Below are 17,754 nucleotides of genomic sequence, written 5' to 3'. Positions count from 1 at the left end.
GGCTCGGTGCTGTGCGGGTGGCTCGGTGCCGGCTCAGGCCGGCGGGGCGATCTCCTGCTGCGCGGGCAGCTGGTCCTGACGGACGATCCCGACGGGGCAGGTGAGCCCGTTGGGCCCGTGGTTGCAGTAGCCGCCGGGGTTCTTGTGCAGGTAGCCCTGGTGGTAGTCCTCGGCGAGGTAGAACGGGCCGGCGTCGTCGGCGGAGCGGATCTCGGTCGTGATCTGCCCGAGCCCGTTGTCGTCGAGCACCTTCTGGAACGCCTCGCGCGTGGCCTCCGCGGCGAGGCGCTGCCCCTCGGTGGTCCAGTAGATGGCCGAGCGGTACGCGGTGCCGATGTCGTTGCCCTGCCGGTTGGCCGTCGTCGGATCGTGGTTCTCCCAGAACGCCTTGAGCAGCAGCTCGGGAGACGTCTTCGTCGGGTCGTAGACGACGCGCACGGTCTCGGCGTGACCGGTCAGGCCGGTGCACGTCTCCTCGTACGTGGGGTTGGGGGTGTAGCCGCCCATGTAGCCGGCGGCGGTCGAGACCACGCCCTCCTGGCGCCAGAAGATCCGCTCGACGCCCCAGAAGCAGCCCATCGCGACGTAGAGCACCTCGGAGCCGTCGGGCCACGGCCCGTCCAGCGGGGTGCCGAACACGGCGTGGACGGGGTTCACGGCATACGGGCGCGTCTCGCGGCCGGGGAGCGCCTCGTCACGAGTGGGCATCTGGGTCTTCCTACCGAAACCGAACACCATGCCAGTGTCACATCCTTCGCGCCGGGAGCGTCTTACGTCCCTGTAACGTCGGCGGCCCCCTGCGTATGCCGTGTGCCGCCGACCCGACAAATCGCTCGCGGTGGGCGCGGCGGGGTCGTCAGACTGCCCGCATGAGCGATGCCCTCGACACCCTCGATGCCCTCGACGTCCGTCCGGTCGACCTGCTCGACCCGCAGCAGGAACAGACAGCGCGTGACTGGATCGGCGTCCACGCGGCCGTGCAGCGCGACCTGTTCGGCGACCGGGGGAGTGTCTGGACCCTCGAGGAGATCCAGGGTTTCGTGCGGAGCGCCGACAAGAAGCGCGTGGCCCTCGGGGCCTGGCGCGGCGGCGACCTCGTCGGGGCGCTCGAGGTGCACCTTCCCCTCCGCGACAACCAGCACAGCGCCATGCTCTGGCTCTCGGTCCTGCCGTCGGCGCGCGGGCTCGGGGTCGGGAGTCGCCTGCTGGCCGAGGGGGAGCGGGTCGCGGCCGATCATGGCCGGACCACGCTCCTCGTCGAGAGCGAGTGGGCCGACGGGCGGGCCGACACGGCCGAGGCGTTCGCCACCCGACACGGCTTCGTCGTCGCCCAGACGGTGCTGCGCAGTGAGCAACGGCTGCCGACCGACCGGGAGGCGCTGCGTGCGGCGGTCGAGGCGCCCGGTGCCGAGGACTACGCGTTCGAGTCCTACCTCGACGACATGCCGGAGGAGTGGCTCGAGGACCGCGCCGTCCTCCAGCAGCGGATGAGCACCGACGCCCCAGCCGACGACCTCGACATCGAGGAGGAGGACTGGGACGCAGAGCGTCTGCGGGCCAGCCTCGTGCGGACCCGCGCCTCGGGCCGACGCGTCGTCGAGACGGTCGCCCGCCACGTCCCGTCGGGTCGTCTCGTCGCCTTCACCACCGTGGCGGTGTCGACGGGCGAGCCCGACCTCGGCTACCAGCAGGACACGCTCGTGCTCACGGAGCACCGCGGCCACGCGCTCGGCCTGCGCCTCAAGGCGGCCAACGCGCTGCTGCTCATGGACGAGCTGCCCGAGGTCCGCGCCGTCCGCACGTGGAACGCCGCGTCCAACAACCACATGCTCGCCGTCAACCGCGCGCTCGGCTATGCCGTCGACGGCTACAGCCGCGAGTGGCAGAAGCAGCTGGCAGCGCGCTGAGCCGGACCCGTCCGGGCCGGGCCGTGGGAATGCACCGCGCGACGGCGGGGTTGTCTCGCGAGGCCAGTCGCACGCCTGATTATGCCGATCCCAAGGTCGGCTTATATGTTGCCTTGGTCCACCGACACAGCCCAGCAACCCACCAGGAAGTACCACCATGCGTTCGAGGTCCGTCCTCACCGTCCTGCTCGTCGCCGTCCTCACCGCAGTGCTCGCCGCCTGCAGCTCGAGCGGGTCCAGCGGCAGCTCCGACCTCCAGGCCGTCAAGGACGCGGGAGTCCTCAAGGTCGGCACCGAGGGCACGTACTCCCCGTTCTCCTTCCACGACCCGAAGACGAACGCCCTGACCGGCTACGACGTCGAGGTCGCCAAGGCCGTCGCCGACAAGCTCGGCGTCAAGGTCGAGTACGTCGAGACCTCGTGGGACGCGATCTTCGCCGGCCTCACCTCCAACCGCTTCGACGCCGTCATCAACCAGGTGACGAAGAACCCCGAGCGTGTCGGCCTCTACGGCCTCAGCTCGACCTACACCTACTCCGAGGGCGTCATCGCGACGCGCACCGACGACGCGTCCATCACCTCGCTCGAGGGGCTCAAGGGCAAGAAGTCGGCACAGAGCCTCACGAGCAACTGGGCCAAGGTCGCCAAGGACGCCGGCGCGCAGGTCGAGTCGGTCGAGGGCTTCACCCAGGCGATCACCCTGCTCAAGCAGCAGCGCGTCGACGCGACGGTCAACGACAGCCTCGCCGTGCTCGACTACAAGAAGTCCACGGGCGACCAGGGCGTCAAGATCGCGGCCAAGACGGGCGACGTCTCCGAGCAGGTCGTCGCGACCCGCAAGGGCTCCGACCTCGTCGCCGCCATCGACAAGGCCCTCGCGGACCTCAAGGCCGACGGCACCCTGAAGAAGCTGTCCGAGAAGTACTTCGCGGCCGACGTGTCGGCGCAGCCCGCCGCGTGACGCCCGCGCCCGGCCCGGGGGCCTCCCCGTCGTGAACGAGCAGACCCTCCAGCTGATCCTCGACTCGCTCGGGCCACTGCTCCGGGCGACGGTCACCTCGACGATCCCGCTGACGGCGATCAGCTTCGTCCTCGGGCTCCTCGTGGCGCTTGCCGTCGCGCTCATGCGGCTCTCGAAGGTGCCCGTCGTCTCCGGAGCCGCCCGTCTCTACATCTCGCTCATCCGCGGCACGCCGCTGCTGCTCCAGCTGTTCATCATCTACTACGGCCTGCCGGCGATGGGCGTGCGCTTCGACCCGTTCCCGGCCGCGATCCTGGCCTTCACCCTCAACGTCGGCGGTTACGCGGCCGAGGTGATCCGCTCGGCGATCCTCTCCGTGCCCAAGGGCCAGTGGGAGGCCGCGTCGACCGTCGGCATGGGCTACGTGACGACCCTGCGCCGCGTCGTGCTGCCCCAGGCCGCGCGCACGGCGATCCCGCCCCTGTCCAACACGCTCATCTCGCTCGTCAAGGACACCTCCCTCGCGTCGACCATCCAGGTGACCGAGCTGCTCCGCGTCGCGCAGGAGGCCGCCGCGCCGACCTACCAGTTCTTCGCGCTCTACGGTGTCGCCGCGGTCTACTACTGGGTCGTCTGCCTCGCGCTCTCCGTGGGCCAGTCCCGTCTCGAGGAACGACAGAACAGGTACGTCGCCGCATGACCGAACAGCCACAGATCCACCGCTCGCCCAAGCCACCGACCCAGCCGTCGACGCGGCCTCTCGTGTCGGTGTCCGGGCTCGCCAAGTCGTTCGGCGACCACGAGGTCCTGCGGTCGATCGACTTCGAGGTCCCCGCAGGGAGCGTCACCGTGCTCATCGGCCCGTCCGGCTCCGGCAAGACGACCGTCCTGCGCTCGCTCAACGCGCTCGACCTCGCTGACGGCGGCGTCGTGCGCGTCGGCGACGTCGAGGTCGACTTCACCCGCAGCCCCGTGACGAAGCGCCAGGTCGCCGACCTGCGGGCCCAGAGCGGCATGGTCTTCCAGGCGCACAACCTCTTCCCGCACTTGACCGTGCTGCAGAACGTCACGTCGGGGCCGGTGCTCGTGCAGGGCCGCGGTCGCGTGGAGGCGGAGCGCGACGGCCGCGAGCTGCTCGCCCTCGTCGGCCTCGTCGAGAAGGCCGACGCCTACCCCTACCAGTTGTCGGGCGGGCAGCAGCAGCGCGTCGGCATCGCCCGGGCGCTCGCGATCCGGCCGGAGCTCATGCTCTTCGACGAGCCGACGTCGGCGCTCGACCCCGAGCTCGTCGGCGAGGTCCTCTCGGTCATGAAGGACCTTGCGGCACAAGGCTGGACGATGGTCGTCGTGACCCACGAGATCAGGTTCGCCCAGCAGGTCGCCGACCAGGTGCTCTTCATGGACGGCGGCGTCATCGTCGAGCGCGGCGCCCCGGACGAGGTGCTGACGCGGCCGCGCACCGAGCGTGCGCGCCAGTTCCTGCACCGCATCCTCGACCCCCTCGACTGAGCAGGGCGGCGTCAGGCCGGCGCGGGAGCCGGTCGGGCAGGGCATAGGCTCGGGCGCATGTCTGACGAGCACGGCTTCTCGACCCGCGCCATCCACGCCGGCCAGGAGGCCGACGAGCTGACGGGCGCGGTCGTCCCCCCGATCTACCAGGTCTCGACGTACAAGCAGGACGGCATCGGCGGCTTCCGCAACGGCTACGAGTACAGCCGCTCGGCCAACCCGACCCGCACAGCGCTCGAGGAGTGCATCGCCGCGTTGGAGGGCGGAAGCCGAGGCTTCGCCTTCGCGTCGGGGCTCGCCGGCCAGGACACCGTGGTCCGGGCGCTGCTCGTCCCGGGCGACCACGTCGTCGTCCCGAACGACGCCTACGGCGGCACGTACCGCTACTTCAACAAGGTCGCGAAGCCGCAGGGCATCGAGCACTCCATCGCCCACATGGGCGACCTCGACGAGGTGCGCGCCGCGATCGTCCCCGGCCGCACGAAGATGATCTGGGTCGAGACGCCGACCAACCCGCTGCTCGCCATCGCCGACATCGAGGGCATCGCTGCCGTCGCCCACGAGGCCGGTGCGGTGTTCGTCGTCGACAACACCTTCGCGACGGCCTACCTCCAGAGCCCGCTCGCGCTCGGTGCCGACATCGTGACCCACTCCACGACGAAGTATGCCGGTGGGCACAGTGACGTCGTGGGTGGCGCCGTCGTCACCGCGAAGCAGATCGACGTCGCCGGCTTCGAGGACGCCGAGGAGCGGATCGCGTTCCACCAGAACAGCATCGGCGGCGTCGCCGGGCCCTTCGACTCGTGGCTGACGCTGCGGGGGCTCAAGACCCTCGGCATCCGCATGGAGCGTCACTGCGACAACGCCGAGAAGGTCGTCGAGTTCCTCGAGGGCCATGACGGCGTCTCGCAGGTCCTCTACCCGGGCCGGCCGGGGCACGCCAACCACGACGTCGCCGCGCGCCAGATGAGGCGCTTCGGCGGCATGGTGAGCTTCCGGATGCGGCGGGGCGAGGACGCCGCGGTCAAGGCCTGCGCCGCGGTGAGCCTGTGGACGCTGGGCGAGTCGCTGGGCGGCGTCGAGTCGCTCATCGAGCACCCGGGCCGCATGACGCACGCGAGCGTCGCCGGCACCGAGCTCGAGGTGCCGTCAGACCTCATCCGCCTGTCGGTGGGCATCGAGGACGTCGACGACCTCATCGCCGACCTGCGTGAGGCCCTCGACATCCACGGCTGACCCGACGCACGGCCCGCGCACATGACGATCCTCGCGGTCGACTTCGGCTCGACCTTCACCAAGGGTGCCCTCCTCGCCGACGACGGCACCGTCCTGCGGACGGCCTCCACGCCGACGACGGGCACGCAGGGCGGCGGCGACATCCTCGACAGCTACCGCTCGCTGCGTGCCGCGCTCGACGTGCCCGACGGCACGACGGTGCGGGCCTGCTCGAGCGCCGGTGGTGGGTTGCGCCTCGCGGTCGTCGGCTACGAGCGCACGGTGACCGCCCAGGCGGGTCACCGGGTGGGCCTCTCGGCCGGGGCGAAGGTCGTCCACGTCGCGGCCGGAGAGCTGACGACCGCCGAGGTCGCCGGCATCCGGGCCTCCCGGCCCGACATCATCCTGCTCGTCGGCGGCACGGACGGTGGCAACAGCAACGTGTTGCTGCACAACGCCGCCCGGCTCGCCAAGGGGGCGATCGGCGGGCACGGGTCGCACGCCGTGCCCGTCGTCCTCGCCGGCAACGTCGACGCGCGCGACGAGGCAGCCGGCGTCCTCGCCACGACGAGCCGCCCGACGGTCCGTGCCGACAACGTCCTCCCGCAGATCGGTGTCATCGCACCCGAGTCGGCACGCGCCGCGATCCGCGACGCCTTCCTCCACCACGTCATCGGTGGCAAGGGGCTCTCGCGCGACCCCGCCTTCGCGGCGATGGTGGAGGCCGCGACGCCGGACGTCGTCCTGCGCGGTGTGGAGGTGCTCGCGTCCGAGGCCGGCGGAGGTGACGTGCTGGTGGTCGACATCGGCGGTGCGACGACGGACGTCTACTCGTGCCTGACGCCCGAGGGCGAGGATGCGGGCCTGCGCAAGGACGTCGTCGCGACCCTCTGGCACGCCCGCACGGTCGAGGGCGACCTGGGCATGCGGTGGAACGCCGAGCACGTCGTCGAGGCCGCCGCGGCCGAGCACCTGCTCGACTCCGTTTCCGACCCGGACGCCCTGACCGCGTATGCCGCCCGCGTCCACGAGCGCCCCGCCTCGCTCCCGGTCGACGACGTGGAGCGCGCGCTCGACCTCGAGCTGGCCCGTCTCGCAGCCCTCGTCGCGGTGCGCCGGCATGCCCGTGCGGCCCTACCGACCGAGTCGCCCCGGCCGCTCGCGAACGTCACGGCCCTCGTCGGCTCCGGTGGGGTGCTGCGCCACACCGGCGTCAGCGGGCGAGACCACGTGCTCGGAGCGGTCCTCGCCGACCACGCAGGCGGCTGGAAGGTGCCCCGCGCGGCGCGAGCGACGGTCGACACGGCATACCTCCTCTTCGCGGCAGGACTGCTGGCCGCCGAACAGCCGGCCGTCGCCCGCGCCGTCGCCGCCCAGATCCTCTGACGCCGCTCCAGCTCACGAGCGCCGGTCCCTCTCACCGACGTCGAAGTGCTCGGGCGCGGCTGAGTCGCACCGCCGCCGCTGAGCCGGTCCATCGCGGTACGCGAGACGGGCCGGCCCCCCAAGTGGGGGACCGGCCCGTCTCGTGTCAGGCTGCGGTGATCAGCCCGTGTAGGGCTTCGCGGCGATGATCTTGACGCCGATCGTCTTGCCGTTGGGGGCGTCGTAGCTCGTGCTGTCGCCGACGCTCTTGCCGTTGATGGCGGCGCCCATGGCCGACTTCTCGGAGAAGACCTGCAGGTCGGAGCCGTCGGCGATCTCACGGTTGCCGAGCAGGAAGGTCTCCTCGTCGCCGAAGATCTCGACCGTCACGAGCATGCCCGGCTCGACGACGCCGTCGTCTGCCGGTGTCTCGCCGATCGTCGCGTTGTGGAGCAGCTCGGTGAGCTGACGGATGCGGGCCTCCATCTTGCCCTGCTCCTCGCGCGCGGCGTGGTAGCCGCCGTTCTCCTTGAGGTCGCCCTCCTCGCGGGCCTCCTCGATCTTGCGCGCGATCTCGATGCGACCTACGCCCGTCAGCTGGTCGAGCTCCGCCTTGAGGCGGTCATAGGCCTCCTGGGTCAGGAAGCCAGCGGCAGTCTCGGTCACTCTTGTCACTCCTCGGATGGACCAACGCCCACGCGGTGCTCGCGTGGGCGCCTACACAAAAAGAAAGGGTCCCGACCGTGATGTCACCCACTCGAGATGCCGTTGGCGACGGGTCCGGACCCTTGGATGAAGCAACAAGGATAACAAAGTGAACGGCATTCGCGCAGTTCACGCGGTATTCGGGGGCCCCGACGGCCGTTCAGGAGCAGGTCTTGACCTGGCCCGTGACGGCGCGGGACGTCGTGCGCAACGTCACCGACTCGGTCGTGGTCTCGTCGGGGCCGGCGGGCACCTGGACGCGGCTCGTGCCGACCGGCGCGAAGTCGCGGGCGAGCGCCTCGACCGTGCACGTGAGGGCCGTGCCGCCGGGCCGGTGCACCTCGAAGTCGACCCGAACCTCCCGGTCGCTCACCACCTTGTAGCCGAGGGTCTGCCAGCTGGGCTGGCCGAGCGTCGCCGACAGTCCCCACCAGGTCGCGAGGGCCACGCCGGCGAGGATGCCGACCGTGCCGATGACCCACCACTTGAGCTGGCCGGGTGCGGGGCGGGGGAGCGTCGGGCGGGACGGCATTCGGGGTCCTGGCGAGTCGGGCCCGGGCGTCGGGAGCTCCGGGGGAGTGAGAGGATGGCGGGCGGGTCCAGTGTCTCCCATGCGAGCACGGGAGTGAGCACGGGCCCGGGCGCCGGGAGGCCACGAGCCGCCCGCGCCCCCCACCGAGGACTGCTGAGAAAACAGGGAGCGACGTGGCCGAGGGCATGCGGTTGATGGCGGTGCACGCGCACCCCGACGACGAGTCGAGCAAGGGTGCCGCGACGACGGCGAAGTACGTCGCGGAGGGCGCGTCGGTCATGGTCGTCTCGTGCACCGGCGGCGAGCGCGGCGACATCCTCAACGAGAAGCTCAAGGACGACCCGCACATCCTGCGCGACATCGCCCAGGTCCGCCGGGACGAGATGAAGGCGGCGCAGGAGGTGCTCGGCTGCGAGCACACGTGGCTGGGCTTCGTCGACTCCGGGCTGCCCGAGGGCGACCCGCTGCCGCCGCTGCCCGACGGGTGCTTCGGCCTCGAGGACATCGACGTCACGACCGAGGCTCTCGTGCGTGTCATCCGCGCCTGGCGCCCCCATGTGATGACGACGTACGACGAGAAGGGCGGCTACCCGCACCCCGACCACATCATGTGCCACGTGGTGTCGATGGCCGCTTTCGAGGCCGCCGGCGACCCCGACCGCTACCCGCACGCCGGCGAGGCGTGGCAGCCGCTCAAGCTCTACTACAACGGCGGCTGGTCGCGCACACGCCTCGAGGCCATCCACGAGGCGATGCTCGCGGAGGGGCTCGAGAGTCCGTATGCCGAGTGGCTGGCCAACTGGAAGCCGCGCCGTTCCGGCCGGCCCACGACGACGATCGCCTGCGGCGACTACTTCGAGGTGCGCGACCGCGCCCTCATGGCCCACGCCACGCAGGTGGACCCCGATGGCTTCTGGTTCCAGGTGCCTCTCGAGATCCAGCAGCGGGTCTGGGGCGTCGAGGAGTTCGAGGCCGCGTTGTCGTACGTCCCGGTGGCCGACGGTGAGGACGACCTCTTCGCAGGGCTCGGTTCGCCGGCCGAGGCGGACGCCCTCGCGAGGCGACGTGACCTCGAGATCGTGCACGACGGCCGAGTCGCCGACGAACCGGAGCCCGAGGACACCCAGGAGCAGGCCGGCCACGCGCAGGGCGACAGCTCCGACACACACTCCGAGGACGGCTCGAGCGAGAAGGCGGACGACTGATGGGCGGCAGCGGCAACCTCCCGATCGGCCCCGGCATCTGGGGCTTCATCGCCTTCTTCGTCCTCGCGATCGCCTTGTGGCTGCTCGTGCGCAACATGAACAGCCGCCTGCGTCGGATGGCCTATCGCGATCGCGACGACTCGGCCGCCACCCTGTCCGGCACGCCCGCCGACGCGGACGGCGCCACCGCCGACGCCGAGGCGCCCGACGCGCAGCAGGACCGCGGCGACGAGCCTGACGGGCCCGACGACGGCAGGGGACCCGCCCGCACCGACTGAGCGGCCGGGCTGGGCCCGGCCGACGGCATACGCCCCGGGCGGAGGACTCAGATGGCGGCGCGGTAGCCGATCACCGCGAGGGTGACGGCGGCGAAGTGCGTCGCGAAGCCGCCGAGCGTGAAGGCGTGGAAGACCTCGTGGAACCCGAACCACCTGGGCCACGGGTTGGGCTTCTTGGTGCCGTAGACGATGCCACCGGCCGTGTAGAACAGGCCGCCCAGGCCGATGAGAGAGCCGATCAGCGGGCCGCCCTCGCGCCAGAACGGCACGACGTAGAAGACCGCGGTCCAACCCAGCGCGAGGTAGAGCGCCGTGTAGAGCCAGCGCGGGGCGCCGACCCAGAAGATGCGGAAGAGCACGCCGGCGACGGCGCCTCCCCAGATGAGGATGAGCAGCAGACGCGCCTGCCCGGCCGGCAGCAGCGTCACCGCGAACGGGGTGTACGTGCCGGCGATGATGAGGTAGATGTTCGAGTGGTCGAAGCGCTTGAGCAGCGCTGACATCTTCGGGCCCCAGGTGCCGCGGTGGTAGACCGCCGAGACACCGAAGAGCAGCGCCGCAGTGATCGTGAAGACGGTCGAGGCCGTGCGCACGGGGCCCGGGTCGGACAGCAGCACGAGGATGAGCCCGCCGACGAGGGCGACGGGGAACATGCCGAGGTGCAGCCAGCCGCGCAGGCGGGGCTTGACGATGGCGACGAGGTCGGCGACCGGCCCGGTCGTCGAGCCCTCGGGGGTCTGCTCCGGTGTGGTGCTCATGGGCCGAGTGTAACCTACGCAACCGTAGGTTACGGAGCAGTAGGTTCTTGGCTCGCCGCTCTCCGGGGGACTTCACAGGTCCTTCACGACACTCTCGCGGGTACGCCCCACGACCGCCCGGGACGCCTGGCCCGTGAGGGGTACGGTGGGACGGCGGCCCACGGGGCTGCCCTGCACTGACCGCGATCCGATCCAGTCGACGAGGAGGCCTCCGTGGGGTGGCGCGATGTGGTCTACGGCGCGTACGAGCGCCGGGTCCTCAAGGATCTGCCCCGGGAGTCCCTCCCGCGCCACGTCGCCGTCATGCTCGACGGCAACCGCCGCTGGGCCCGCGCGCGTGGCGCCGGCACGGCGAGCGGCCACCAGGCCGGCGCCGACAAGATCGAGGAGCTCCTCGAGTGGTGCAGCGAGGCCGGCGTCGAGTACGTCACCCTCTGGCTGCTCTCCACCGACAACCTGCGTCGCGCCCAGGAGGAGCTCGCACCCCTCCTCAAGATCATCGAGACGGCCGTGGCCGACCTCGCGGACGCCGGCCGTTGGCACCTCAAGATCGTCGGCGCCCTCGACCTGCTGCCGCCCGAGACGGCCGCGAGCCTGCGCGAGTCCGCCGAGCGCACCACGGACACCCGGGGGATGACCGTCAACGTCGCCGTCGGCTACGGCGGCCGGCGCGAGATCGCGGACGCCGTACGCGACCTGCTCCTCGAGCGAGCGGCGGCCGGTGAGTCGATCGAGCAGATCGCGGCCGGCCTCACCGTCGAGGACATCGCCGGGCACCTCTACACGAAGGGCCAACCCGACCCGGACCTCGTCATCCGTACGTCGGGCGAGCAGCGCCTGGGCGGCTTCCTGCTCTGGCAGAGCGCGACGTCGGAGTTCTACTTCTGCGAGGCGTACTGGCCCGACTTCCGGCACGTGGACTTCCTCCGAGCGCTCCGGGCGTATGCCGGTCGGCACCGGCGCTTCGGCGGCTGAGACCCGCCTCGGACAGCACACGACGGGCCGTGGGGAGTGCTCCCCATTGTCCGTCTTCGGTCGGGTTGCGTAGGTTGCGGGTGGGCCGCCACCGGGTCACCCGCCGGGCGGGCCCACGGAACCACGGACACGGCCACCCACAGGGCACATGCACACGGCGACGACGTCAGGGGAGCAGACGACAGATGGCGATCTACAAGAAGGGCGCCGACCCGGTTGCGCTGCGGGCCTCCGCCGAGCGCATCACCGGCCACGCGCGCGAGTGCGAGACCCTCAAGGGTGAGGCGAGTCGCGCGGTCCACGCCCTCCGCGGGCAGTGGGGAGGCGGCGACCTCGACCACCTCATGGACCGCTGGCCGCCGGTGGAGGCGCAGCTGACGCAGTTCGGCACCGACCTCGGCAGGCTCGCCGAGGCCCTGCGCCGCAACGCCGGCCAGCAGGACACGACGAGCGGCCAGGGAGGCTCCGGTTCCGGCGGAGGTCCGGGTGGGTCCGGTGGCCCGGGTGGCTCCGGTCGCGGAGGCGACGACGGCGGCATCCCCGGCTACGACTTCCTCAAGTCGCTGTGGACCCCCATCAAGGGCCTCGGCACCGCGGTCGGGCTCTTCGGCACCGGGATGAAGATCCGCAACTTCCTCTCCAACCTCGGCAGCTGGGACCGCGCGACGGGGCTCTTCGCCAACCTGAAGAACGCGTGGGGCACCGGGCGTCTGGCGGAGTTCGGCGACGCCCTCAACCCCAAGAACTGGGGCACGCTGTCGCGCTTCATGCCCTCGATCGCCGAGGGCGGCACCCTCGCCCGCACGCTCGGCACCGTCGGCAAGGCGCTGGGTCCCATCGGCGTCGCCTTCGGTGGCTTCACCGTCGCCAACGACATCTCCGAGGGCAACTACGGCCGAGCCGGCTACGACAGCGTCATGACCGGGCTCGGCGCCGCGGCACTCCTGACTCCCCCGCCCGTCGACGTCGTCTGCGGCATCGCCGCGGGCGGCATGGCCGTCGGGCAGCTCGTCTACGACAACTGGGACAACATCACGTCCTTCACGTCGGACGCCGCCGACGCCGTGGGTGACTTCACCTCCGACGCCGCCGACGCGGTCGGCGACTTCGCCTCCGACGCCGCCGACACCGTGGGCGACATCGCCGACGCCGCATGGCCGTTCTGACCGACCTCCCGCCCCGGGAGGCGAAACCCCCGGACGCCGGGCATCGTTGGGACGACGAGCACCCCCATGACACCGTGGGCCCGCGGCACGACGCAGGACCGCGCTCTATGACGAACCACCCGATCGACAACGACCGAGGAGAACCATGGCTGACCCGATGAAGGGCACCCCGCTCGAGGCCTTCGAGCTGCCCGACGAGGTCTTCGGACTGGGAGCCGCCGAGCTCGCGTACCTCCTGTCCCGGCACGAGACGCCCGCGGGGGAGCGCTCGCGGCGCCTGCTCATGCTCGACCCCCGCGCCGCCGAGGACGCGGCCCTGCTCGCGGGTGCCTCCAGCCTCGCCTCGCGCGGCTGGTTCACCGTCAAGGACGACGGGTCGGGCGAGACACGCTCCAACGCAGCCCTGGTCGAGTACGCCGTCGGCGCGGCCACGCGCTGGACGCGCATCGGTCTCGTCGGCGAGAACGTCAGCCAGCTCGACTTCGCGATCCTCGTCGAGTCCGACACCGTCATCGCCCTGATGCAGCCGCGCCAGCTCGCGTCGTGGTTCATCCGCCTCGGCGAGCGCGACGGCGACACCGGCGCCCTCGTCACCGGTCTCGTGCGGGAGCGGTTCGCCGCCAACCCGGAGGCGGGCGTGTTCCTCGAGGTGCAGACGCTCGACGGCAGCAGCAACCTCGCGATCCGCCGATCCGGCTCCGGCTTCGAGGCGCTCGCCGACGTCGCGGGTCCCGGCACGGGCACGGGTGGCGTCGTCGACGGGGGCGGCCTGCAAGGTGCCGTGTCGGCCCTCTACGCCGAGGCGGTCAACGCATGAGCACCCCCGCCCCGCGCCCGACCGAGCCCACCCCGCCGAAGGAGCCCTTCGCGTACGTCAGCCAGGAGCGTGGACTGCTCACCCTGAAGATCCGCGAGCCGATCCTCATGGGCCTGTTCTTCCTCGCGTTCACCGTCGTCGGCGTCATCTTCTTCTTCATGGTGAAGAAGGGCGCCGACCAGGGGGCCGAGGGCGCCATGGGAGTCGCGTTCCTCATCCTCGCGGTCTTCGGCGGCCTCGGGGTCATCGGCATGGCGATCGCCGCGGCCCGGTGGCGCTGGAAGCGCGAGTACGTCCGGATCATGGGCCGTTCGCCCTGGACCTGAAGAGCCACCCGCACTGCCCGAGCCACCCGCACAGCACCGAGCCACCCGTGTGCGGGTGGCTTCGTGCTGTCGCAGTGGCGCGCCGGCGCACGGCTGTCGTACGCGGCATGACCGGCGCGTAACACTTGCGCGACACGACCGCGGAATGCACGTCGGGCAGGTCACGGAGCCGTACCGTCGGAGGCAGCGGAGGACACCCGTCCCTCGCTGCCAGGAGGCCCACCTATGGAGCTGTCGCTCAGTACGGAGGGCCGGGCACTGCGCCACCCTCTGGTGGTCACCGCCCGGCATCTCGGGAGCGAGTAAGGCGCGCAGAGCGCGCCGCGTAGGGAGTGGCACATGGCACGTACGACTCGTCCGGTCACGGACCCCGCCAGCACGACCACCAAGCCGGCCGCGGCCTCCACACGCGCCACCACACGCACCACTGCGCGCAGCACCGCGCGCAAACCCCCACCGCAGCACAAGACGTACGTCCTCGACACGTCGGTGCTGCTGTCCGACCCTCGGGCCATGCTCCGCTTCGCGGAGCACGAGGTCGTCCTGCCGGTCGTCGTCGTCACCGAGCTCGAGGGCAAGCGGCACCACCCCGAGCTCGGCTACTTCGCCCGGCAGGCGCTGCGCCTGCTCGATGACCTGCGGGTCAGCGAGGGCCGGCTCGACCGCCCGGTGGGCGTGGGCACCAGCGGCGGGACGCTGCGCGTCGAGCTGAATCACACCGACCCCTCGGCGTTGCCGGCGGGCTTCCGTCTCGGCGACAACGACACCCGCATCCTCTCCGTGGCCAAGAACCTCGCCAACGAGGGCTCCGAGGTGACCATCGTGAGCAAGGACCTGCCGATGCGCGTCAAGGCGTCGGCGTGCGGCCTCGAAGCGGAGGAGTACCGCCACGAGCAGGGCATCGACTCAGGCTGGACCGGCCTGCAGGAGCTCGAGGTCAGCACCGACGAGCTCGACCAGCTCTACGACCGTGGCCGGGTCGAGCACGCCGGCGCCGCCGAGCTGCCCTGCCACACGGGTCTCGTCCTGCTCTCGCCGCGGGGAAGCGGTCTGGGGCGGGTCGGCGCCGACAAGCAGATCCGGCTCGTGCGCGGCGACCGCGACGCGTTCGGCCTGCACGGCCGCAGCGCCGAGCAGCGCATCGCGCTCGACCTGCTCCTCGACCCCGACGTCGGCATCGTCAGCCTCGGTGGCCGGGCGGGCACCGGCAAGTCGGCGCTCGCTCTCTGCGCGGGCCTCGAGTCGGTCATGGAGCGGCGTATCCAGCGCAAGGTCCTCGTCTTCCGCCCGCTCTTCGCCGTCGGTGGCCAGGAGCTCGGCTACCTGCCCGGCACCGAGCAGGAGAAGATGAACCCGTGGGGCCAGGCGGTCTTCGACACTCTCGGCGCGCTCGTCTCCACCGAGGTCGTCGAGGAGGTCATGGACCGCGGGCTGCTCGAGGTGCTCCCGCTGACCCATATCCGCGGACGCTCCCTCCACGACGCGTTCGTCATCGTCGACGAGGCCCAGTCGCTCGAGCGCAACGTGCTCCTCACGGTCCTCTCGCGCATCGGCCAGAACTCCAAGGTCGTGCTGACCCACGACGTCGCCCAGCGTGACAACCTCCGGGTCGGCCGGCACGACGGCGTGGCCGCCGTCATCGAGAAGCTCAAGGGGCACCCGCTCTTCGCCCACGTGACGCTGACCCGCAGCGAGCGCAGCCCCATCGCGGCGCTCGTCACCGACATGCTCGAAGGAATCGACATGTGACCTGAGTCACGCACACGCACAGCGTCCCCGAGCAGCGATCTCGGGGACGCTGTGCGCTGGGTCCCACGCTGGCCCACCCTCCCGGCTCCCGCCCGGTGGACACCGATTTGCCCCTTCGGGTGGTCGGCTGGCACGGTGGGGGCCAAAGATCTCGGATCGGTAACGCTCGCCTCGGGGTGCGAGCGCTGCGGGCCGGCGATCCCCTCCACACACGTCGGGCCACCCGTCGTCGGGCCTGCGCCCGCGGCCGGTCGCGCCCGGCACTGCCCCGAGACCAGGAAGGCGTGACGTCAGTTCATGGCACGGTATGAAGGCCGGCACCGCAACGCCCCGGCCCCCTCGACCGCTCCGAGCTCGAAGCGCGCCGGCTCCACCGGGCGCGGCGGTCGTTCGCAACCGGAGCGTCCCGCGCAGAGCGGGCACACGGCGCCGGCGGTCCCGCGGGCCTCGAACCAGGTGCCCTCGGACGAGACGTCCGCCCACCCGCCCGTCACCCGCCGCAGTCACCGGCACGAGACACCCTCCACGCGAAAGCGGCGCGTGGGCCGCCCCATCCTCGCCAGTACCCTCGCCCTGGGGCTCGGTGCATCCGGCTTCGCCTACGCCAAGGCCACGAACCTCATCGGCGCCGACGCCGCGGCGTTCGTCGTGGGCTCCGGCGTGGTCGCGCAGACCGACGAGCTCGCCCGAGCGACGACCGTCGACACGACCTACCGCGCCGCAGCGTCCGTCTCACGCAACGAGCGGCGCACCGCGATCGCCGCGACCGGCCTGCGCACCGCCAAGGAGCTCGAGGTCAAGAAGAAGAAGGAGGCCGCGCGCAAGGCCGAGGAGGCCCGCGAGGCCGCCGAGCAGGCGGAGCGCGAGCGGGAGCGCCAGCGCGCCATCGACAACGCCAAGGAGGACCCGCAGGCCGCCGCGCGCGTCCTCATGGCCGACCAGGGTTGGACGAGCGACGCGCAGTACAACTGCCTCGTCAACCTCTGGACGGGTGAGAGCGACTGGCGCTGGTGGGCGGAGAACTCCAGCTCCGGCGCGTACGGCATCCCGCAGTCGCTCCCGGCGCGCAAGATGGCGACGTTCGGCTCCGACTACCGCACCAACCCGATCACGCAGATCAAGTGGGGCCTCTGGTACATCAAGATGTCCTACGGCAACCCGTGCAACGCCTGGTCGACCTGGCAGGCCCGCTCGCCCCACTGGTACTGACGCACGGGGGCTCACGGCCGCGGGCGGGCCGGCCCGCGGCGTCTAGATCTTGCGCAGTCGCACGCGGCGGACCTCGTGGTTGTCGCCCTTGGACAGGACGAGGCTCGCGCGGGACCGCGTCGGGAGGATGTTCTCGACGAGGTTCGGGCCGTTGATCTCGCGCCAGATCCGGTTCGCCGTGGCGACGGCCTCGTCGTCGGACAGCACGGCATACCGGTGGAAGTACGAGTCGGGGTCGGAGAACGCCGTCTCACGCAGCCGGAGGAAGCGCTCGACGTACCACGTGCGGATGTCGTCGACCCACGCGTCGACGTAGACGGAGAAGTCGAAGAAGTCGCTGACCGCCAGGCCCGTGCCGCGCACCGGGTGGACCTCGGGCGCCTGCAGCACGTTGAGGCCCTCGACGATGAGCACGTCGGGCTGACGCACGACGATGCGCTCACCCGGGACGATGTCGTAGGTCAGGTGCGAGTAGACGGGGGCGGTCACCTCCTCTTTGCCCGACTTGATCTCCGCGACGAACCGCAGCAGCGCCCTGCGGTCGTAGGACTCGGGAAAACCCTTGCGTTGCAGGAGCCCCCGACGCTCGAGCTCGGCGTTGGGCCACAGGAAGCCGTCGGTCGTGACCAGCGCGACGCGCGGCGTGTCGGGCCAGCGCGCGAGCATCTCGCGCAGGATGCGGGCCGTCGTGGACTTGCCCACCGCGACGGAGCCCGCGACCCCGATGACGAAGGGTGTCTTGGCCGGACGCTCGCCGAGGAAGTCGCTCGTCACCTGGTGCAGCTGCGCGGTCGCGCCCACGTAGAAGTTGAGCAGGCGCGAGAGGGGGAGGTAGACCTCCTCGACCTCGTTGAGGTCGACGCGGTCGCCGAGGCCACGCAACCGGGTGAGGTCGGCGTCGTCGAGGTTGAGCGGCTGGTTCTCGCGCAGGCGCGACCAGGCAGCCCGGTCGAACTCGACGTAGGGCGACGGGATCGCCGAACCGTTCCCGTTGGTGCCGGTACCGCCGGTCACGCCGGTCACGCCGGTCCCGGGGGTTGTCTCCGACGCGCGCTCCGACACATCGGCCATTGTGGC

The 17,754-nt window shown here is 71.3% G+C and carries 19 protein-coding genes; 14 read left to right on the top strand and 5 right to left on the bottom strand.

The annotated features are described in order from the left end of the window. Window positions 1–33 precede the first annotated feature (33 nt). A complete protein-coding gene (gene msrA / locus H9I49_RS12200) occupies window positions 34–708 on the bottom strand; it encodes a peptide-methionine (S)-S-oxide reductase MsrA (RefSeq protein WP_255523921.1) in 675 nt (224 codons plus the stop codon). Between the two features lie 161 nt (window positions 709–869). On the opposite strand from msrA, the gene H9I49_RS12195 reads away from it, so the two are divergent. The 6 genes from H9I49_RS12195 (at window position 870) to H9I49_RS12170 (ending at window position 6,978) form a co-directional block, all read left to right on the top strand. Beyond that, window positions 870–1,907 carry a GNAT family N-acetyltransferase gene (locus H9I49_RS12195; RefSeq protein WP_188030654.1) on the top strand — a complete coding sequence of 346 codons (1,038 nt, stop codon included), beginning with the start codon at window positions 870–872 and terminating at the stop codon, window positions 1,905–1,907. A 157-nt stretch (window positions 1,908–2,064) separates the two neighbouring features. After that, window positions 2,065–2,868: an amino acid ABC transporter substrate-binding protein gene (locus H9I49_RS12190; protein WP_188030653.1), complete on the top strand. Its 804-nt coding sequence runs from the start codon at window positions 2,065–2,067 to the stop codon at window positions 2,866–2,868. 31 nt (window positions 2,869–2,899) lie between these two features. Then, window positions 2,900–3,568 (top strand): amino acid ABC transporter permease, encoded by a 669-nt coding sequence (locus tag H9I49_RS12185; RefSeq protein ID WP_188030652.1) that lies wholly within the window; start codon window positions 2,900–2,902, stop codon window positions 3,566–3,568. Beyond that, window positions 3,565–4,377 (top strand): amino acid ABC transporter ATP-binding protein, encoded by an 813-nt coding sequence (locus tag H9I49_RS12180; RefSeq protein ID WP_188030651.1) that lies wholly within the window; start codon window positions 3,565–3,567, stop codon window positions 4,375–4,377. Before H9I49_RS12185 ends, H9I49_RS12180 begins: the two co-directional genes overlap by 4 nt. A gap of 57 nt (window positions 4,378–4,434) precedes the next feature. Then, entirely contained in the window at window positions 4,435–5,613 is a 1,179-nt protein-coding gene (locus H9I49_RS12175; protein ID WP_188030650.1) for a cystathionine gamma-synthase, read from the top strand. A 21-nt stretch (window positions 5,614–5,634) separates the two neighbouring features. Beyond that, a complete protein-coding gene (locus H9I49_RS12170; RefSeq protein WP_188030649.1) occupies window positions 5,635–6,978 on the top strand; it encodes a glutamate mutase L in 1,344 nt (447 codons plus the stop codon). Between the two features lie 159 nt (window positions 6,979–7,137). Here the strand turns inward: H9I49_RS12170 and greA are convergent, their stop codons facing one another. Beyond that, window positions 7,138–7,623: a transcription elongation factor GreA gene (gene greA / locus H9I49_RS12165; RefSeq protein ID WP_188030648.1), complete on the bottom strand. Its 486-nt coding sequence runs from the start codon at window positions 7,621–7,623 to the stop codon at window positions 7,138–7,140. A gap of 199 nt (window positions 7,624–7,822) precedes the next feature. Further along, the gene (locus H9I49_RS12160; RefSeq protein WP_188030647.1) at window positions 7,823–8,194 is read right to left on the bottom strand and encodes a DUF4307 domain-containing protein; all 372 of its coding nucleotides are present in this window, start codon (window positions 8,192–8,194) and stop codon (window positions 7,823–7,825) included. A 173-nt stretch (window positions 8,195–8,367) separates the two neighbouring features. Between H9I49_RS12160 and mca the strand changes: the two genes are divergently transcribed. Together mca and H9I49_RS12150 are read left to right on the top strand one after the other, a co-directional pair. Then, window positions 8,368–9,399: a mycothiol conjugate amidase Mca gene (mca, locus tag H9I49_RS12155; RefSeq protein ID WP_188030646.1), complete on the top strand. Its 1,032-nt coding sequence runs from the start codon at window positions 8,368–8,370 to the stop codon at window positions 9,397–9,399. Beyond that, a complete protein-coding gene (locus tag H9I49_RS12150) occupies window positions 9,399–9,677 on the top strand; it encodes a hypothetical protein (protein ID WP_188030645.1) in 279 nt (92 codons plus the stop codon). Before mca ends, H9I49_RS12150 begins: the two co-directional genes overlap by 1 nt. 47 nt (window positions 9,678–9,724) lie before the next feature. Here the strand turns inward: H9I49_RS12150 and H9I49_RS12145 are convergent, their stop codons facing one another. Continuing rightward, window positions 9,725–10,435: a hemolysin III family protein gene (locus H9I49_RS12145; protein WP_188030644.1), complete on the bottom strand. Its 711-nt coding sequence runs from the start codon at window positions 10,433–10,435 to the stop codon at window positions 9,725–9,727. A 213-nt stretch (window positions 10,436–10,648) separates the two neighbouring features. On the opposite strand from H9I49_RS12145, the gene H9I49_RS12140 reads away from it, so the two are divergent. From H9I49_RS12140 to H9I49_RS12115, 6 genes are all read left to right on the top strand, one after another. Continuing rightward, a complete protein-coding gene (locus H9I49_RS12140; RefSeq protein ID WP_188030643.1) occupies window positions 10,649–11,410 on the top strand; it encodes an isoprenyl transferase in 762 nt (253 codons plus the stop codon). A gap of 185 nt (window positions 11,411–11,595) precedes the next feature. Beyond that, on the top strand, window positions 11,596–12,576 hold the full coding sequence (locus H9I49_RS12135) for a hypothetical protein (RefSeq protein WP_188030642.1): 981 nt from the start codon (window positions 11,596–11,598) through the stop codon (window positions 12,574–12,576). Window positions 12,577–12,721: 145 nt separating this feature from the next. Beyond that, window positions 12,722–13,393 carry a hypothetical protein gene (locus tag H9I49_RS12130; RefSeq protein ID WP_188030641.1) on the top strand — a complete coding sequence of 224 codons (672 nt, stop codon included), beginning with the start codon at window positions 12,722–12,724 and terminating at the stop codon, window positions 13,391–13,393. Further along, a complete protein-coding gene (locus H9I49_RS12125; RefSeq protein WP_188030640.1) occupies window positions 13,390–13,719 on the top strand; it encodes a hypothetical protein in 330 nt (109 codons plus the stop codon). The genes H9I49_RS12130 and H9I49_RS12125 overlap by 4 nt, the downstream gene beginning before the upstream one ends. 513 nt (window positions 13,720–14,232) lie before the next feature. Continuing rightward, window positions 14,233–15,468 carry a PhoH family protein gene (locus tag H9I49_RS12120; RefSeq protein ID WP_370587589.1) on the top strand — a complete coding sequence of 412 codons (1,236 nt, stop codon included), beginning with the start codon at window positions 14,233–14,235 and terminating at the stop codon, window positions 15,466–15,468. Window positions 15,469–16,008: 540 nt separating this feature from the next. Beyond that, the gene (locus tag H9I49_RS12115) at window positions 16,009–16,677 is read left to right on the top strand and encodes a hypothetical protein (RefSeq protein ID WP_370587547.1); all 669 of its coding nucleotides are present in this window, start codon (window positions 16,009–16,011) and stop codon (window positions 16,675–16,677) included. A 42-nt stretch (window positions 16,678–16,719) separates the two neighbouring features. Here the strand turns inward: H9I49_RS12115 and coaA are convergent, their stop codons facing one another. Then, window positions 16,720–17,748: a type I pantothenate kinase gene (coaA, locus tag H9I49_RS12110; RefSeq protein WP_223128651.1), complete on the bottom strand. Its 1,029-nt coding sequence runs from the start codon at window positions 17,746–17,748 to the stop codon at window positions 16,720–16,722. Window positions 17,749–17,754: the final 6 nt, after the last annotated feature.

It is taken from the genome of Terrabacter sp. MAHUQ-38, from assembly GCF_014518425.1.
In the GTDB taxonomy this organism is placed as follows: domain Bacteria; phylum Actinomycetota; class Actinomycetes; order Actinomycetales; family Dermatophilaceae; genus Terrabacter.
The sequence above is the reverse complement of the archived record's forward strand: the minus strand, read 5'-3'. Positions and strand labels throughout refer to the sequence as shown.

Excerpts from the sequence above, each read along its gene's own strand:
- msrA (WP_255523921.1), bottom strand. The coding sequence starts at position 708 with ATGCCCACTCGTGACGAGGCGCTCCCCGGCCGCGAGACGCGCCCGTAT.
- H9I49_RS12195 (WP_188030654.1), top strand. The coding sequence starts at position 870 with ATGAGCGATGCCCTCGACACCCTCGATGCCCTCGACGTCCGTCCGGTC.
- H9I49_RS12190 (WP_188030653.1), top strand. The coding sequence starts at position 2,065 with ATGCGTTCGAGGTCCGTCCTCACCGTCCTGCTCGTCGCCGTCCTCACC.
- H9I49_RS12180 (WP_188030651.1), top strand. The coding sequence starts at position 3,565 with ATGACCGAACAGCCACAGATCCACCGCTCGCCCAAGCCACCGACCCAG.
- H9I49_RS12175 (WP_188030650.1), top strand. The coding sequence starts at position 4,435 with ATGTCTGACGAGCACGGCTTCTCGACCCGCGCCATCCACGCCGGCCAG.
- H9I49_RS12170 (WP_188030649.1), top strand. The coding sequence starts at position 5,635 with ATGACGATCCTCGCGGTCGACTTCGGCTCGACCTTCACCAAGGGTGCC.
- H9I49_RS12160 (WP_188030647.1), bottom strand. The coding sequence starts at position 8,194 with ATGCCGTCCCGCCCGACGCTCCCCCGCCCCGCACCCGGCCAGCTCAAG.
- H9I49_RS12150 (WP_188030645.1), top strand. The coding sequence starts at position 9,399 with ATGGGCGGCAGCGGCAACCTCCCGATCGGCCCCGGCATCTGGGGCTTC.
- H9I49_RS12145 (WP_188030644.1), bottom strand. The coding sequence starts at position 10,435 with ATGAGCACCACACCGGAGCAGACCCCCGAGGGCTCGACGACCGGGCCG.
- H9I49_RS12135 (WP_188030642.1), top strand. The coding sequence starts at position 11,596 with ATGGCGATCTACAAGAAGGGCGCCGACCCGGTTGCGCTGCGGGCCTCC.
- H9I49_RS12130 (WP_188030641.1), top strand. The coding sequence starts at position 12,722 with ATGGCTGACCCGATGAAGGGCACCCCGCTCGAGGCCTTCGAGCTGCCC.
- H9I49_RS12125 (WP_188030640.1), top strand. The coding sequence starts at position 13,390 with ATGAGCACCCCCGCCCCGCGCCCGACCGAGCCCACCCCGCCGAAGGAG.
- H9I49_RS12120 (WP_370587589.1), top strand. The coding sequence starts at position 14,233 with ATGCTCCGCTTCGCGGAGCACGAGGTCGTCCTGCCGGTCGTCGTCGTC.
- coaA (WP_223128651.1), bottom strand. The coding sequence starts at position 17,748 with ATGGCCGATGTGTCGGAGCGCGCGTCGGAGACAACCCCCGGGACCGGC.